The following is a 15,636-nucleotide window of genomic DNA, read 5'->3' on the forward strand; positions in this document are numbered from 1 at the left end:
CGGACGGCTGCTCAGAGGTGCCGGGCGGTGCCCTGCGGCACCGCGCTCCACGTGCGCATCGTCACGCGCGCTCCACGTGCGCACCGTCACGTATGTCGCGTCGCGGTGATTTTTCATAAGACGGAAGTAACGCCCCGGAGGTTGCGTTCGATTGGTCCGCTTTCGCGGTGATGAGAACCACAGCAGATTGTCACCGGAGCCAACAAGGTCATACGGTCGGGTGTCCATCGGTCCCGTTTCGCCGCCCGGCGGCGTCGCAGCGCGGGACTCGGCCGCCCCCTCGGCCTTCCCTGACCTTCTTGCTGCCAGGAGCCCTCCCCTCGTGCCTTCCCCCGGAATCGCCCCCCGCCGAGCCATGCAGCTCGTGGCGCTGCTCGCGATGATGGTCGCGTTCATCGCCCAGCTCCTCGGCGCGTTGCTGCCCGTCATTCCGCTGTTCATCGCCGCGTCCGTGGTCAACCTGGCTCTCGACCTGATCCTCCAGCACAAGCAACCGGGACTGCTCGCCGTGCTCGGCCGGATCCGGTTCGACGTCACGGTCCGCCAACTGCTGCGCGACATGCTGATACTGGTCGGCCTGCTGCACATCGACGGCATCAATCCGCTCGTCGAGCAGGCGCCGCTGACCATCGCCCTGCTGGTCTTCTACGGCACGCACTTCGTGTGCCAGGCGATCGCCGTGCTGGTCCGCAGGAGCCGCGCACTGCCGTTCGTGACCCGGAACATCGACGCAAGCGCGCTGGGCCTGTCCGACGCGCCCCCGCGTCTCCTCTCCCGCCAGACCGGCCGGCGCCTGCTGCGCTTCTCGGTCCCCACCACCATCGGCATGATGGTGACCGCCCTCACCACGGACGCGTTCTGGGGCGGCATCGGCCTCACCGTCTCGCTGGTCCTCTCCCTCGGCGGCGGCCTCTACCTCAGCACCTGGCTGCTCCCCAAGAAGCGGGTGATCAACGAGGCGCGCGCCCTGGAGTGGCTGGACAAGTGGCTGGCCGCCTACCGGCCGACGGTCGGCATGTACTTCTCCGGCGGCGCCTCGTCCGCCTACCAGGCCAACATGTGGCTCTCCACCCTCGCCGACCTGGACGGCAACCCGATCATCGTGCTCCGCGAGCGCTTCATGGTGCAGAAGATCGAGGCGACGGACATCCCGATCGTCTGCATCCCCAAGGTCGCCCACCTGATGCGCCTGGAGCACACCACGCTCCAGCTCCTGCTGCACCCGGCGAACTCCGGCAAGACCTCGCAGATCCTGCGCATCCCGTCCATCAAGCACGCCTTCACCAATCACGGCGAGAGCGACAAGCTGTCCTCGTGCAACCCGTACGCGAAGGCGTACGACGAGGTGTGGGTGGCGGGACCTGCGGCCCGCGACCGCTACCAGCTCGCCGACATCGGCGTGGAGGACAAGGACGTCGTCGAGGTGGGCCGCCCGCAGCTGGCCCCGATCCGGCCGTACGAGGGCGCGCCCGCCGGCCGTATGACGACCGTGCTGTACGCCCCGACCTGGGAGGGCTGGGACGGGAACCCGGGCAACACCTCGGTGATCCTGGCCGGTGAGAACATCGTCCGCGAGCTGCTGGCCGACCCCTCGGTGCGGCTGCTGTACAAGCCGCACCCGATGACCGGTTCCGTCGACCCGCGGGCCGGCGCCGCCAACTCCCGTATCCAGGCGATGATCGCCGAGGCGAACACCAAGCGGGACGGCGCGCGCCCCGGCCCGGAGGCCGCGGCCGAACTGGTCCGCCGCCGCGACGCCCTGACCGCGCTCACCACCTCCGCGTTCCGCTCCAGCTCCGACGAACTGGAGCGGATGCGGCTCCAGGGCACGCCCCCGCAGGGCCGCGCCGCCGCGGTGGCGGATGCGGCCTCCACCTGGGAAGAGGCGTACTGGGCGTCCTTCCCCGAGTGGGAGCACCTCGTCATCACCACCGCGCGGCCCGGCATCTTCGGCTGCTTCAACCAGGCCGACGTGCTGATCACCGACGTCTCCAGCGTGGTCTCCGACTACCTCTCCAGCGAGAAGCCGTACGCGGTCGCCAACACCTCGGGGATGACCGAGGACGACTTCCGTTCGCAGTTCCCGACCGTGCGCGCGGCGACGATCCTCACGCCGGAGGCCGAGGGGGTCGCCGACCTGCTCGACGCGGTCCGCAACCCCGGGAAGGACACCCTCGCGGGCGAGCGCGCGGCCCTCAAGGAGCACCTGCTCGGCCCCTCGGACCCGCCCTCGCCGGTCCGCTTCAACCAGGCGGCGCTCGACCTCTGCGCGAAGGCCGAAGCCCGCCGGGTCCGGATGGAACACCGGCTGGCCGGGATTCCCGCGCAGCGTTCCCTGGAGGAGGCGGAGACGGCCGAGCCGAACGGCGCCCCGGACGCTCCCGCGGCCGTCTGACCGGAGATTCGCACGACAGCGGGGCCCGTTCCGACGGGCCCCGCTCGCGTTTCCTGCGGCGGCGCCGGCCCTGCACCGGCCGGGCCGCGCCCCTACGGTCGGACCATAGAATGTGAGGGACACGGCCGGGCCCCGGTGGGCGCCGGCCCGATCCGTAGAGCGAGCCAAGAGGTGTGCGATGGCGGCCGAGTGGCGCCCCGTGCGGCAGTCCCGTACGCACGAACTGGTGCTGGAGAGCATCGAGGCGCAGGTTCTCGCCGGTGAGCTGAAGGCGGGCGACCGGCTGCCGCCCGAACGTGAACTGGCGCCCGCGCTCGGCGTCAGCAGGTCCGCGCTGCGCGAGGCGCTGCGGGTGCTGGAGACGATCGGGGTGCTGGTCGCGCACGCCGGCCGGGGCGCCGACGCCGGGGCCCGGATCGTGCGCCACCCCGACGACGCCCTCGGACGGCTGCTGCGGCTGCACTTCGCGCTCGGCAGCTACAGCCTGGAGAACGTCCTGGAGGCCAGGGTCACTCTGGAACGCTCCAGCTTCGAGGCGGCGGCCCGCCGCGCGACGGACAAGGACCTGGCCGAGGCCGATGAGATCCTCGCCCGGCTGCGCGAACCCGGCCTGGCCGCCGCCGAGTTCAACGACCTGGACACCCGCTTCCACGTCCAGATGGCGCGCGGCTCGGGCAACGACCTGACCTCCACCCTCACCGCCGCCGTCCGCGAGTCGGTGCGCCCGCTGATCCTGCGGGCCCTGGAGGCGGCCGATGACTGGCCGGCCACCGCGGCGGCGCTCAACGACGACCACGCCGAGCTGCTGCGGCTGGTGCGGGCCGGCGAGGGCACGGCCGCTGCCGACCTCGTCGAGCGGCACATCCGCGGCATCCACGGCACGCTGGTCGACGAGGCGGCGGGCGACGGGGCCGCCTGACCCCGCCTGATCTCCCCGGCCCGGACGGCCCGGCCCCCTCGACAGGGGCCGGGCCGTCCATCGTCGCGCACACCTCCCCGCACATCCGGGTACACCCGGCAAGGGCCGCTCTCTCGAAACCCAAAGGACCGAGAGTAGAATGGTCGGACCGTAAATTGATGGGGAGGCACTCCCATGCGTATCGGACTCTTCGCCACCTGCCTGGGGGACACCCTCTTCCCCGACGCGGTGAAGGCCACCGCCGTCCTGCTGGCCCGCCTGGGCCACGAAGTGGTGTTCCCGCCGGAGCAGACCTGCTGCGGCCAGATGCACGTCAACACCGGCTATCAGCGCGAACCCGTCCCCTTGGTGCGCGGCTTCGCCGAGCAGTTCGGGGACGCGGCGATCGACGCCGTGGTCATGCCGTCAGGCTCGTGCGCCGGCTCCGTGCGCCACCAGCACGAGATCGTCGCCGAGCGGTACGGGGACCGGGCGCTGCGCGCCGCCGTCACCACCGTCAAGGCCAAGACCTACGAGCTCTCCGAGTTCCTCGTCGACGTCCTGGACGTCACCGATGTCGGCGCGCACTTCCCGCACCGGGTCACCTACCACCCCACCTGCCACTCGCTGCGGATGCTGCGGGTCGGTGACAAGCCGCTGCGGCTGCTGCGCGCCGTCGACGGCATCGACCTGGTCGAACTGCCCGAAGCCGACTCCTGCTGCGGCTTCGGCGGCACCTTCGCCGTCAAGAACGCCGCGACGTCATCGGCGATGCTGCACGACAAGGTCGGCCACATCACCGGTACCGGCGCCGACGTCTGCACCGCGGGCGACTCGTCCTGCCTGATGCACATCGGCGGCGGTCTGAGCCGCATCAAGGCCGGTACCCGCACTCTGCACCTCGCGCAGATCCTCGCCGCCACCCGCACCGCGCCCCACGTCCTGACGGAGGCCGTCCGATGAGCACCTTCCTCGGCATGCCCGCCACCCCGCCCCGCGCCCCGTACGGCGAGGGCAATCTGCGCGGCGACGCCGCCTTCCCCAAGGCCGCCGACGGCGAGTTGCGCAACGAGCAGCTGCGCCGCAACCTCGGCAGGGCCACCCACACCATCCGCGCCAAGCGGCTGGCCGTCACCGGTGAACTGCCGGACTGGGAGCAGCTGCGCGACGCCGGCTCGGCGATCAAGGCCGACACCATGAACCGGCTGCCCGACCTGCTGGAGGAGCTGGAACGCAAGGTCACCGAGCGAGGCGGCACCGTCCACTGGGCCCGCGACGGTGTCGAGGCCAACGCGATCGTCACGCGGCTGATCGAGGCGACAGGCAGCGACGAGGTCATCAAGGTCAAGTCGATGGCCACCCAGGAGATCGGCCTCAACGAGCACCTCGAAAGCCGCGGCATCACCCCGTACGAGACGGACCTCGCCGAGCTGATCGTGCAGCTCGCGCACGACAAGCCGTCGCACATCCTGGTCCCCGCCATCCACCGCAACCGCGACGAGATCCGGCAGATCTTCCTCAAGGAGATCCCCGGCGTCGACCCTTCGCTGGACGCGGTGCCCGCCCACCTCGCCGCCGCCGCGCGCGCCTACCTGCGCGAGAAGTTCATGACGACGAAGGTCGCCGTCTCCGGCGCCAACTTCGGCGTCGCCGAGACCGGCACCCTCGCGGTCGTCGAGTCCGAGGGCAACGGCCGGATGTGCCTGACCATGCCCGAGACGCTGATCACCGTCATGGGCATCGAGAAGGTCATCCCCCGCTACCAGGACCTGGAGGTCTTCCTCCAGCTCCTCCCCCGCTCCTCCACCGGCGAGCGGATGAACCCGTACACCTCGATGTGGACCGGCGTCACACCGGGCGACGGGCCGCAGGATTTCCACCTGGTGCTGCTCGACAACGGCCGCACCGCCGCACTCGCCGACAGCGTCGGCCGCGCGGCGCTGCACTGCATCCGCTGCTCGGCCTGCCTCAACGTCTGCCCGGTGTACGAACGGGCCGGCGGCCACGCCTACGGATCGACGTACCCGGGCCCGATCGGCGCGGTGCTCACCCCGCAGCTCGCCGGGATGCACGCCGCCAAGGACGACCCCAACAGCTCGCTGCCGTACGCCTCCAGCCTCTGCGGCGCCTGCTTCGACGCCTGCCCGGTGAAGATCGACATCCCGTCGCTGCTGGTCGAACTGCGCCACCAGAAGACCGAGCAGTCCGGCACCACGCCGGAGAAGCTGGCGATGAAGGCCGCGGCCGGCGTCATGAAGCGCCCGAAGCTCTACACCGCCGCGCAGAAGGCCACGGGCCTCGGCCGGGTGCTCGGCGGCCGGGACGGCACGATCTCGCACCTGCCGCCGCCCTTCAGCGGCTGGAGCGACAGCCGGGACACCCCCGCACCGCCCCGGCAGAGCTTCCGCGCCTGGCTCGCGTCCGACGAGGGCGCGGCCACCCTGCAAGGCGCGGCGGACGAAGGGGCCCGGCAGCGGGCCGCGGCACACGACGACCCCGAGGAGCAGCGATGAGCGCACCGGCGACCGCACGAGAGACGGTGCTCGGACGCGTCCGGGACGCCCTCGCCCTGGCCCCCGCCCAGGAGGTGACCGTCCCGCGCGCCTACCGCACCGGCCGCACCCTGCCCGACGACCAGCGGCTCGCCCTGCTGACCGACCGGCTGGTCGACTACAAGGCGCACGTCCACACCTGCACCGCCGACGGCACCGCCGCCACCGTCGCCGCGGTCCTGCACGACCGCGCCGCCCGCCGGATCGGCGTCCCCCCGGGGCTCGACCCCGCCTGGCTTGCCGAGTACGAAGGCGAGGTCCAGGAGGACGCGGCGGACGTCCCCGCGCCCCGCCTCGACGCGCTGGACGGCGTGGTCACCGCCTCCGCCGTCAGCTGCGCCGAGACCGGCACGATCTTCCTCGACGGCTCGCCCGGCCAGGGCAGGCGCGCCCTCTCCCTCGTCCCCGACCTGCACGTCTGCGTCGTCGACCTGTCGACGGTCGTGGTCGGCGTCCCGGAGGCCGTCGCCCGGCTCACCCCCGGCCGCCCGACGACGCTGATCAGCGGCCCTTCGGCGACCTCCGACATCGAGCTGGAGCGGGTCGAGGGTGTGCACGGCCCGCGGACCCTGGACGTGGTGATCCGCACCGACGCCTGACCTGCGCCCGCCGCACAAAGGGACGGCCCCCGGGAGGAGTTCACCTCCCGGGGGCCGTGCCGTGCCGCATCAGAAGGGGCGGAAGCCGTCGTACTCCTCGTCGGACTCGTCGCGCGCCGCGTCACGGTCCCTGCGGCGCTGGGCTGCGGGCCGCGGCGCCTCCATGCGATGGTCCTCGCCGCGCCGGCCGAGCATCTCCGCGCCGGCCGCCATCGTCGGCTCCCAGTCGAAGACCACGGCGTTGTCCTCGGGGCCGATCGCCACGCCGTCGCCGGTCCGCGCACCGGCCTTGAGCAGCGCGTCCTCGATGCCGAGGCGGTTGAGCCGGTCGGCGAGGTAGCCGACGGCCTCGTCGTTGCTGAAGTCGGTCTGCCGCACCCAGCGCTCGGGCTTCTCGCCGCGCACGCGGTAGAGGCCCTCGGCCTCCTCGGTGACCGTGAAGCCGCTGTCGTCCACGGCCTGCGGGCGGATCACGATGCGGGTGGCCTCCTGCACCGGCTTGGCGGCACGGGCCGCGGCCACGATCTCGGCCAGCGCGAAGGACAGCTCCTTCAGGCCCATGCGCGCGACGGCCGAGACCTCGAAGACGCGGTAGCCGCGCTCCTCCAGATCGCCGCGGATCATGTCGGCGAGGTCCTTGCCGTCGGGGATGTCGACCTTGTTCAGGACGACCACCCGCGGCCGGTTCTCCAGGCCGCCGTACTGCGCCAGCTCGGCTTCGATGGTGTCGAGGTCGGAGAGCGGGTCGCGCTCGGACTCCAGCGTCGCGGTGTCCAGCACATGCACCAGCACCTCGCAGCGCTCGACGTGCCGCAGGAACTCAAGGCCCAGGCCCTTGCCCTGGCTGGCGCCCGGGATCAGGCCCGGCACGTCGGCGATGGTGTAGACGGTCGAACCCGCCGTCACCACACCGAGGTTGGGCACCAGGGTCGTGAACGGGTAGTCGGCGATCTTCGGCTTGGCCGCGGAGAGCACCGAGATCAGCGACGACTTGCCCGCACTCGGGTAGCCGACCAGCGCGACGTCCGCGACGGTCTTCAGCTCCAGGACGATGTCCCTGGCCTCGCCGGGCTCGCCGAGCAGCGCGAAACCGGGCGCCTTGCGGCGGGCGGAGGCCAGCGCGGCGTTGCCGAGCCCGCCCCGGCCGCCCTGCCCCGCGATGAAGGTGGTGCCCTGGCCGACGAGGTCGGCGAGCACATTGCCCTGACGGTCCAGGATGACGGTGCCGTCGGGGACCGGCAGGACCAGGTCCTGGCCGTTCTTGCCCGAACGGTGGTCACCCGCTCCCGGCTGGCCGTTGGTGGCCTTGCGGTGCGGGTGGTGGTGGTAGTCGAGAAGCGTGGTGACGTCCTGGTCGACGACGAGGATGACATCGCCGCCGCGTCCGCCGTTGCCGCCGTCGGGTCCGCCGAGCGGCTTGAACTTCTCCCGCATCACGGAGGCCACGCCGTGGCCTCCGTTACCCGCGGCGACGTGCAGCTCGACGCGGTCCACGAAGGTGGTCATGGTGGGGTCCTCCAGATAACTACGGGAATGTCTCTGTACTAACACGCCGAGGGCGGACCGGCCTTCCCGCTCTCACGGGAAAAGGCGGTCCGCCCTCGGAGTGGTGCTACTGCTGAGCTGTCGCCCGGTAGCTGATTACTCGCCGGCCGGAACGATGTTCACGACCTTGCGACCACGGTGGGTGCCGAACTGCACCGCGCCCGCAGCCAGGGCGAACAGGGTGTCGTCGCCGCCGCGGCCGACACCGGTGCCCGGGTGGAAGTGGGTGCCGCGCTGGCGGACCAGGATCTCACCGGCGTTGACGGCCTGACCGCCGAAGCGCTTCACGCCGAGCCGCTGAGCATTGGAATCGCGACCGTTCCGAGTGGACGATGCGCCCTTCTTGTGTGCCATGTCTCCTCAGTCCCTTACTTCGCCGGAGCGTCGATGCCGGTGATCTTCAGCGCCGTGTGGAGCTGGCGGTGGCCGATCCGCTTCTTGTAACCGGTCTTGTTCTTGTACTTCTGGATCCGGATCTTGTTGCCCTTGTGGTGGTCCACAACCTCGGTCTGGACCTTCACGCCGGCCAGGACCCAGGGGTCGCTGGTGACCGAGTCGCCGTCGACGACGAGCAGCGTCGAGAGCTCGACGGTGTCGCCGACCTTGCTGGTCGAAAGGCGGTCAACTTCGATGACGTCGCCGACAGCAACCTTCTGCTGACGGCCGCCGGTGCGCACGATCGCGTACACGCGGAACTCTCTCTCGCTAGGTTTCGATCCTCTGATGCCAGCCGCTCACACGGGCTAGGGAAAGGCCCGTGGAATCCGAGTGGACGAGCGGCCTCCCTCGGCGAACCGAGAGGTGTTTGCTCAGGGGTTTGGTGTCACAGACACCGACGGTCAAGGTTACGGGGCCTTGACCAGGGGGTCAAACCGGCCCCGGGTCACCCGACCCGGGGCGCGGTTTGCCCGGCACCCTGAGGTGCTCAGTCCTCCGCGGCGGCGGAAACCGACGGCAGCGCGGGCTGCTCGGCGGCAGCGGTCTTCTTGGCCGCCGCCTTCGTCGTCTTCTTGGCCGTGGCCTTCTTGGCCGTCGTCGTCTTCTTCGCGGCGGCCTTCTTGGCGGTGGTGGTCTTCTTCGCCGCCGTCTTCTTGGCCGTCGCCGTCTTCGCCGCGGTCTTCTTCGCCGCGGTCTTGGTGGCGGCGCTCTTGGCGGCCGTCTTGCGGACCGCCTTCTTCGCCGTCTTCCTCGCGGGCTGCGCCGCCTCGTCGGGGGCGGTCTCGGCGCCCTCTGCGGGCACCTCGGCAGCCGGCTCAGGCACGGGCTCAGCGGCCTGCTCCGGGGCGCTCACCACGACCGTCCCCGCGTCGGCGACCTGCGGCGAGCCCGCGGGAGCGGTCGCCTTACGGGTCGCACGGCGACGCGGACGGGCCGGTGCGGGCTCCGCCGCTGCGGGCGCCTCGACGGGCTCAGGCTCCGGCGCCGGGGCCTGCTCGGCCACCGGCTCGGCGGCCGGCATCACGATCGCCGCGGCCTCGGCTGCCTTCGGCGCGCCCGCGGGAGCGGACGCCTTCCGGCTCGCACGGCGACGGCCGCGGACCCGCCCGGCGGCTGCCTCGGCCTCCGCCGGGCTGCCGAACCACTCGTCGGCGTCGGCCACCGCGGGCTGCAGCTCCGCCTCGGTCACCGGCGCGGGCTCCAGCTCCTGCGCCTCCTCGGCGGCCTGCTCGGCCACCGGCTGCTCGACGGCCGGCTCGTGGTGCTCGTGCCGCTCGCCGTTGCCGCCCTTGCCCTTCTTCTTGCGCTTGCCGCCGCCACCGACGGACGTCGGCTGGTCCATGTGGACGATGACGCCGCGGCCGTTGCAGTGCACGCAGGGCTCGGAGAAGGACTCCAGCAGGCCCTGGCCGACCCGCTTGCGGGTCATCTGCACCAGACCCAGCGAGGTCACCTCGGCCACCTGGTGCTTCGTACGGTCCCGGCCCAGGCACTCCAGCATCCGCCGCAGCACGAGGTCCCGGTTGGACTCCAGCACCATGTCGATGAAGTCGATAACGACGATGCCGCCGAGGTCCCGCAGCCGCAGCTGCCGCACGATCTCCTCGGCCGCCTCCAGGTTGTTCCTGGTGACGGTCTCCTCAAGATTGCCGCCCTGACCGGTGAACTTCCCGGTGTTGACGTCGATCACGACCATCGCTTCGGTCTTGTCGATCACCAGCGAACCGCCGCTGGGCAGCCAGACCTTGCGGTCGAGCGCCTTCATCAGCTGCTCGTCGATGCGGTACGTCGCGAAGACGTCGACGTCCGAAGTCCACTTCTGCAGACGGTCAGTGAGGTCGGGCGCGACGTGCGCGACATAGCCGTGGATGGTCTCCCAGGCGTCATCGCCACTGACGATGACCTTGGAGAAGTCCTCGTTGAAGATGTCGCGGACGACCCGGACGGTCATGTCCGGCTCGCCGTAGAGCAGCGTCGGCGCGCTGGAGCTGCCGCTCTTGGCCTTCTTCTGGATCTCTTCCCACTGCGCCTGGAGCCGCTGGACGTCGCGCGCCAGCTCGTCCTCGCTCGCACCCTCGGCCGCGGTGCGCACGATGACACCCGCGTCCTCGGGGACGATCTTCTTGAGGATCTGCTTCAGTCGGGCCCGCTCGGTGTCCGGGAGCTTGCGGCTGATGCCCGTCATCGAGCCCTCGGGCACGTAGACGAGGTAGCGGCCCGGCAGCGAGACCTGGCTGGTGAGCCGGGCGCCCTTGTGGCCGATCGGGTCCTTGGTGACCTGCACCAGCACCGACTGGCCCGACTTCAGCGCGGTCTCGATGCGGCGCGGCCCGTTGGCCATGCCCAGCGCCTCGAAGTTGACCTCACCCGCGTACAGGACGGCGTTGCGGCCCTTGCCGATGTCGACGAAGGCGGCCTCCATCGACGGCAGGACGTTCTGCACCTTGCCGAGGTAGACGTTGCCGACGTACGACGTCGACTGCTCCTTGTTGACGAAGTGCTCGACGAGGACGTCGTCCTCCAGCACGCCGATCTGGGTGCGCTCGCCGCTCTGGCGGACCACCATGACCCGCTCGACGGCCTCGCGGCGCGCCAGGAACTCCGCCTCGGTGATGATCGGCACCCGGCGGCGGCCCTGCTCGCGCCCCTCGCGGCGGCGCTGCTTCTTGGCCTCCAGACGCGTCGAGCCCTTGATCGACTGCACCTCGTCGGCGCTGGTCGACTCGTCCTTCTTGCGCGGCTCGCGGACCTTGACGACGGTGCGCTCGGGGTCGTCGCCGTTCGCGGCGCCCTCGGCCTCACCGGCGTCACCGCTGCGACGGCGGCGGCGACGGCGACGGCGGCTGCTGCTGGACCCGCCACCGGTGTGGTCGTCCTCCTCGCCGCCCTGCTCATCGGCGGCGGGCTCTTCCTCGGCCTCGGCCTCCGCGGTCTCCCGCGGCTCGGCGGCACGGCCGTCGGCGGCCTGCTCGTCCGCGTCGGCGGACTCACCGCGGCGACGGCGACGGCCACCACGGCGGCGGCGGCGCGAGGGGCGGTCGCCTGACTCCTCGTCGGCGCCGTTCTCGCGCTGCTCGGCCTCCTCCTCGGGCTCCTCGTCCTCGACGACGGCCACGGCCTCCGGCTCGGCCGGCGCCGGGGCAGCGGCCACCGGCTCGGGCTCGGCCCGCTCGCCACGGCGGCGGCGCTTGCGGGATCCGGCCTGCGGCTGCTCCTCGCGGGGCTGCTCGGACTCGGCCGCCTCCGCCTCCTGACGCGCCGCGGCGGCGGCAGCGGCAGCGCTCTCCGGGGTCTGGAACATCGGCTCGGTGAACACCGGCGCCTGGAAGACGGCTGTCGGCGGACGCTGCGCGCGGCGGCGGCCACGGGCCGGCGCCTCCTTCACGGGCTGCTCTTCGGCTGCCGGTGCCTCGGCGACGGGCTCGGCGGCCCGCTCGCCACGGCGACGCGCACGCCGCTTGGGCGCCTCGGCGCTCGCGGTCTCCTCCTGCGCGGCGGCCAGCGCCTGCGCGCTCTCCTCCGCCTCCTGCGGCGCACCGGCCGGAGCGGTCACCTTGCGGGTCGCGCGACGGCGACCGCGTACGGGCTTGGCCTCTTCGGCGGGCGCCTGGCTCTCCTCGGCCTCCTGCCGCGGCGCGGGCTCGTCCGCGGGCACGACGGCCACGGCCTCGTCGGCGGCACCACGCGGCGCACCGGCCGGAGCGGTGGCCTTACGGGTCGCACGACGACGGGGACGGGCGGGCGCCTCATCGGCGACGGCGGGCTCCGCTGCGGGCGCCTCGGCGGCCTCCGCCTCGGGCTCTGCGGCCGGAGCCTCGGCAGCGGCCGGGGTCTCGGCGGCGGTCTGCGGCGCACCGGCGGGCGCGGTGGCCTTACGGGTCGCACGGCGGCGGGTACGGGCGCGCGGCGCCTCGTCGTCGGCCGGTGCGGCGTCCGCGGCCGGGGCCTGCGCGGCGGGCGCAGCGGCGGCGGCCGGGGCCTGCTCCGCGTCGCCCTGCGGCGGGCCGGCCGGTGCCGACACCTTGCGGGTGGCGCGGCGGCGCGGACGGGCCGGAGCCGCGTCCTCGCCGGAGGTGACGGCTGCCGCGGTGGCCTCGGCGGTCGCCTCCTGCGGCGCTGCGGCCTCGGCATCGGCGCTCACGACCGTGGCCGTACCGGCGTTGCCGGTCGGCGGGCCCGCGGGCCGGGATGCCGCACGGCGCCTGCGGCGCGGCGGCAGGGTGTCGCTGGGGGAATTGTTGTCGTCGGCACCACGGTCCGCGGACTGCGTGGATTCGGTGGGCTCAATGGGCTCGAGCATGCGGGCGGTTCTCCCGTCACGCTCCCGGGCGCCGGGCCTGATTCCGGCCGCGGACCGCGTGATGTGCGCGGTTCCGCAGTCCGGGGCGCGGGCGCCGCACGGGAGCTGTCGTCTCGCTCGCCGGGCCCGTAGGTCGGGGACCGGCGAAAGTCTCCTGGTCAGTGCGTCTGCCGCACCGGGGTGGCTCCCTGGTTGATCGGCGACGCGACGACGGCGCTCCTACGCAGTACCTTCCCCGGAATTCGCCGGGGAGGCCCCACTCGGCGCCTTCGCGGCACTCTGCCCGGCGGCCGTGGGTGGGGCGGCCGTGGCAGCGTCGCGGTCGGGCGCTAGCGGGTCAGTCACCGCGCCGGTCTCCTCATCGAGCAGCCCCTGCGCCAGCCTGGTCACCGCTGCGGGGACCGGCGGCGCCAGGTCGGCCGTAGCTCGGAGGCCGGACAGGACGTCGTCGGGTCGAACGGCAGGTGTCAAATGCCGAACAACCAGCCGCAGTATCGCACAGGCTTTGCCGTCGGGCCTATCGCACTCACCTGCGGAAGCTTCCAGACGGGCCACCGCGGCACGCGCGTCGAAGGCCCGCATGCCGTTCTTCGTACGGCGCTCGACCTGCACCTCACCTGCGGCGAGGAACGCCTCGACGGCCTGTTCCGCCGCCGCCGGGTCGACGCCTTCGAGCCGCATCTCCCACACCGAGGCCTGCAACCGGTCGGCCAGCCCGCTGGTCCGCGCCTCGACGGCGTCGGTCACATCGAGCCCGGCCGGAAGCGAAGCGTCCAGCAGTTCGCGCACCTTCTGCGGATCGCGGTGCTGGGCGAGCTGGATCTCCAGGTATTCGGCCTCGCTGCCGGTACCCGTCGGGGCGGCGTTGGCGTACGACACCTTGGGGTGCGGCGAGAAGCCCGCCGAATAGGCCATGGGGATCTCGGCGCGGCGCAGCGCCCGCTCGAAAGCGCGCTGGAAGTCGCGGTGGCTGGTGAACCGGAGGCGGCCGCGCTTGGTGTAGCGCAGACGAATGCGCTGCACCGCCGGTGCGGGCGGCGGGCCTTCGGGCTGTCGCTTGCCCAGTGCTACTTCTCCTTGTATCAAGCGGCCGGTGTGGCCACCCCCCGCAGCGCGGGGAACGTTCGGACCGGCGCTTTCACCGCGCCGTCCGGCCCGGATCACCGCCGCCACAGCGGAGACGGTTCACAACCGGACCGTCTCCCAGAGTACGCGTCCTGTGGCACTGCGGTTCCCGCCGGTCCCACCACCCCGGCGGCACCCGCGACAGGACCTACGCCCCGAAGAGCGCCCTGCCGACCTCCCGAGCGGCGTCGCGGGCCGCCCGCAGCGGCGGTCCGCACACCGCCCGGATCGCGTGGCCCACCGGAGTGCACACCCAGCGGTAGGTCCAGCGCAGCGGCGCGACGACCAGCCACCGCCACAGCCTTGCCAGGAACCGGCCGACCGCCCGCGCCACCCGCCCGGCGATCCGCCAGCAGGACGCGAGCACCGCCCCGACGGCGCGCAGGACCGGCCACAGCACGTACTCCCACAGCGCGACGGCCGGGATCACCACGATCCAGCGGAACAGCGCCGCCAGCGCGTGCCCGAGGGGCGTCAGGATCCACCGGTAGGCCCACTGCACGGGCACCACGAGCAGATACCGCACCAGGAACGCCACCGGCACGACGACGAGGTGGTGCACCAGCCAGGCGACCGCCCTGCCCACCGGGGTGAGGATCCACCGGTGGATCCAGAGCGCCGGCACCACCAGCAGATACCGCACCAGGAACGCCACCGGCACCACGATCAGGTAGTGCGCCAGCCAGGCGATCGCCCGCCCCACGGGTGCCAGGATCCACCGGTGGACCCAGCGCGCCACCGGCGCGATCACGGCCCGGCCGATCCAGCACAGCGCTTCCCACAGCAGGCGCAACGGCACCAGCACGATCAGCAACGGAATCTTGATCAGCTGGGCGAGGCAGCAGCCGTCCCCGCCCGCCGGCGGCCCCTGGCGGCCCGCCACCGGCCCTCGCGTGTGGTCGCCCCCGTATGCCATGCGCTGCTCCCCCGGCCCTTCACTTCTTGACGATCACGTTTCTCACCTGCGCGGACGCTCCACCGGACGGCCCGTGGGCACCCAGTAGCGGAGCTTGGCCCCGCGGCGGTCGTCGAACACGCCGCCGCACGACTCGATGACCTTACGGGAGGGCACGTTGTCCGCATCGCAGGTGACCAGCACCTGGTCGAGGCCGTGCGCGCGGGCCAGCGGCAGCGCGGCGCCGAGCATCGCGGTGGCGTGCCCGCGGCGGCGGGCGGTGGGGCGTACGTCGTAGCCGATGTGGCCGCCGTACTCGAACAGGAAGTCGTTGAGCCGGTGGCGCAGGCCGAGGCGTCCCAGGTAGGTGTCGCCTTCGACGTACCAGAGGGTGTCGCAGGGGACGTACCCGAGCGCCACGGCGGTCTTCTCCTCGGTCATGGAGCGCAGCCAGGCGGTGTATTCGGCGAAGACGGCGGGGGCGTGCCACCGGTCGGCGTACGCCCTGATCTCCCTGGCCACCGCCGAGCCGTCGTCGTCCCCGCCCCTGCCCTCGGCGCGGAACTCCGCCATGGCCTGGAGAAAGGACGCCTGTACGCGGACCGTGGGTGCGATGAGCTGCGGCATCGCACAAGTGTGTCCGCACAGACGTCGGCCCGGCCACCGCATTCACGGTGGCCGGGCCGAACTGCCGTTACCCAAGGGCTACTTGGCCCTCACGAGCGGATCACTTCACCGACAGCGGCAGCAGCTTCTTGCCGGTCGGGCCGATCTGGATCTCGGTGTCCATCTGAGGACAGATGGACACAGCTTCAAAACCATGGCTAGGCTTCTGACATGGGGAAACGAACTAAGAGCCGATCCGCAGCCGCGCGGCAGGCATACAACA

Annotated in this window: 12 protein-coding genes; 5 read left to right on the forward strand and 7 right to left on the reverse strand. The window is 72.3% G+C overall.

Annotated elements, in window-relative coordinates; translation table 11 throughout:
- The first annotated feature begins 322 nt into the window (after window positions 1-322).
- From ACGFNI_RS03900 to ACGFNI_RS03920, 5 genes are all read left to right on the forward strand, one after another.
- Entirely contained in the window at window positions 323-2,395 is a 2,073-nt protein-coding gene (locus ACGFNI_RS03900) for a hypothetical protein (RefSeq protein WP_393680264.1), read from the forward strand.
- Between the two features lie 178 nt (window positions 2,396-2,573).
- Window positions 2,574-3,314, forward strand: coding sequence for a FadR/GntR family transcriptional regulator (locus tag ACGFNI_RS03905; protein ID WP_393680265.1), 741 nt, complete (start codon window positions 2,574-2,576; stop codon window positions 3,312-3,314).
- Window positions 3,315-3,488: 174 nt separating this feature from the next.
- Window positions 3,489-4,256, forward strand: coding sequence for a (Fe-S)-binding protein (locus ACGFNI_RS03910; protein ID WP_393680267.1), 768 nt, complete (start codon window positions 3,489-3,491; stop codon window positions 4,254-4,256).
- A complete protein-coding gene (locus ACGFNI_RS03915) occupies window positions 4,253-5,806 on the forward strand; it encodes a lactate utilization protein B (RefSeq protein WP_393680269.1) in 1,554 nt (517 codons plus the stop codon). Before ACGFNI_RS03910 ends, ACGFNI_RS03915 begins: the two co-directional genes overlap by 4 nt.
- Window positions 5,803-6,444 (forward strand): lactate utilization protein C, encoded by a 642-nt coding sequence (locus ACGFNI_RS03920; RefSeq protein WP_393680271.1) that lies wholly within the window; start codon window positions 5,803-5,805, stop codon window positions 6,442-6,444. The genes ACGFNI_RS03915 and ACGFNI_RS03920 overlap by 4 nt, the downstream gene beginning before the upstream one ends.
- A gap of 69 nt (window positions 6,445-6,513) precedes the next feature.
- On the opposite strand, the gene obgE is transcribed toward ACGFNI_RS03920, so the two are convergent.
- The 7 genes from obgE to ACGFNI_RS03955 all read right to left on the reverse strand — a co-directional run bounded on the left by obgE (window position 6,514) and on the right by ACGFNI_RS03955 (window position 15,374).
- Complete coding sequence (obgE, locus tag ACGFNI_RS03925) at window positions 6,514-7,950, reverse strand: GTPase ObgE (protein WP_393680273.1); 1,437 nt, start codon at window positions 7,948-7,950, stop codon at window positions 6,514-6,516.
- Between the two features lie 135 nt (window positions 7,951-8,085).
- Entirely contained in the window at window positions 8,086-8,343 is a 258-nt protein-coding gene (rpmA, locus tag ACGFNI_RS03930; protein WP_227044930.1) for a 50S ribosomal protein L27, read from the reverse strand.
- Between the two features lie 14 nt (window positions 8,344-8,357).
- The gene (gene rplU / locus ACGFNI_RS03935) at window positions 8,358-8,678 is read right to left on the reverse strand and encodes a 50S ribosomal protein L21 (protein WP_393680275.1); all 321 of its coding nucleotides are present in this window, start codon (window positions 8,676-8,678) and stop codon (window positions 8,358-8,360) included.
- Window positions 8,679-8,914: 236 nt separating this feature from the next.
- Window positions 8,915-12,727: a ribonuclease E/G gene (locus ACGFNI_RS03940; RefSeq protein ID WP_393680277.1), complete on the reverse strand. Its 3,813-nt coding sequence runs from the start codon at window positions 12,725-12,727 to the stop codon at window positions 8,915-8,917.
- Window positions 12,728-12,946: 219 nt separating this feature from the next.
- A complete protein-coding gene (locus ACGFNI_RS03945) occupies window positions 12,947-13,750 on the reverse strand; it encodes a TIGR03936 family radical SAM-associated protein (protein ID WP_393680278.1) in 804 nt (267 codons plus the stop codon).
- Window positions 13,751-14,000: 250 nt separating this feature from the next.
- Window positions 14,001-14,768, reverse strand: a complete 768-nt coding sequence (locus ACGFNI_RS03950) for a hypothetical protein (RefSeq protein WP_393680280.1) — start codon at window positions 14,766-14,768, stop codon at window positions 14,001-14,003.
- A gap of 42 nt (window positions 14,769-14,810) precedes the next feature.
- Entirely contained in the window at window positions 14,811-15,374 is a 564-nt protein-coding gene (locus ACGFNI_RS03955) for a GNAT family N-acetyltransferase (RefSeq protein WP_393680282.1), read from the reverse strand.
- Between the last annotated feature and the right edge of the window lie 262 nt (window positions 15,375-15,636).

Origin of the sequence: Streptomyces sp. NPDC048644 (genome assembly GCF_043199105.1) — a bacterium.
Lineage (GTDB): Bacteria > Actinomycetota > Actinomycetes > Streptomycetales > Streptomycetaceae > Streptomyces.

Coding starts and splice junctions, on each gene's coding strand:
- ACGFNI_RS03950 (WP_393680280.1), bottom strand. CDS start 14,768: ATGGCATACGGGGGCGACCACACGCGAGGGCCGGTGGCGGGCCGCCAG.
- ACGFNI_RS03905 (WP_393680265.1), top strand. CDS start 2,574: ATGGCGGCCGAGTGGCGCCCCGTGCGGCAGTCCCGTACGCACGAACTG.
- ACGFNI_RS03940 (WP_393680277.1), bottom strand. CDS start 12,727: ATGCTCGAGCCCATTGAGCCCACCGAATCCACGCAGTCCGCGGACCGT.
- ACGFNI_RS03920 (WP_393680271.1), top strand. CDS start 5,803: ATGAGCGCACCGGCGACCGCACGAGAGACGGTGCTCGGACGCGTCCGG.
- ACGFNI_RS03910 (WP_393680267.1), top strand. CDS start 3,489: ATGCGTATCGGACTCTTCGCCACCTGCCTGGGGGACACCCTCTTCCCC.
- obgE (WP_393680273.1), bottom strand. CDS start 7,950: ATGACCACCTTCGTGGACCGCGTCGAGCTGCACGTCGCCGCGGGTAAC.
- ACGFNI_RS03955 (WP_393680282.1), bottom strand. CDS start 15,374: ATGCCGCAGCTCATCGCACCCACGGTCCGCGTACAGGCGTCCTTTCTC.
- ACGFNI_RS03915 (WP_393680269.1), top strand. CDS start 4,253: ATGAGCACCTTCCTCGGCATGCCCGCCACCCCGCCCCGCGCCCCGTAC.
- rpmA (WP_227044930.1), bottom strand. CDS start 8,343: ATGGCACACAAGAAGGGCGCATCGTCCACTCGGAACGGTCGCGATTCC.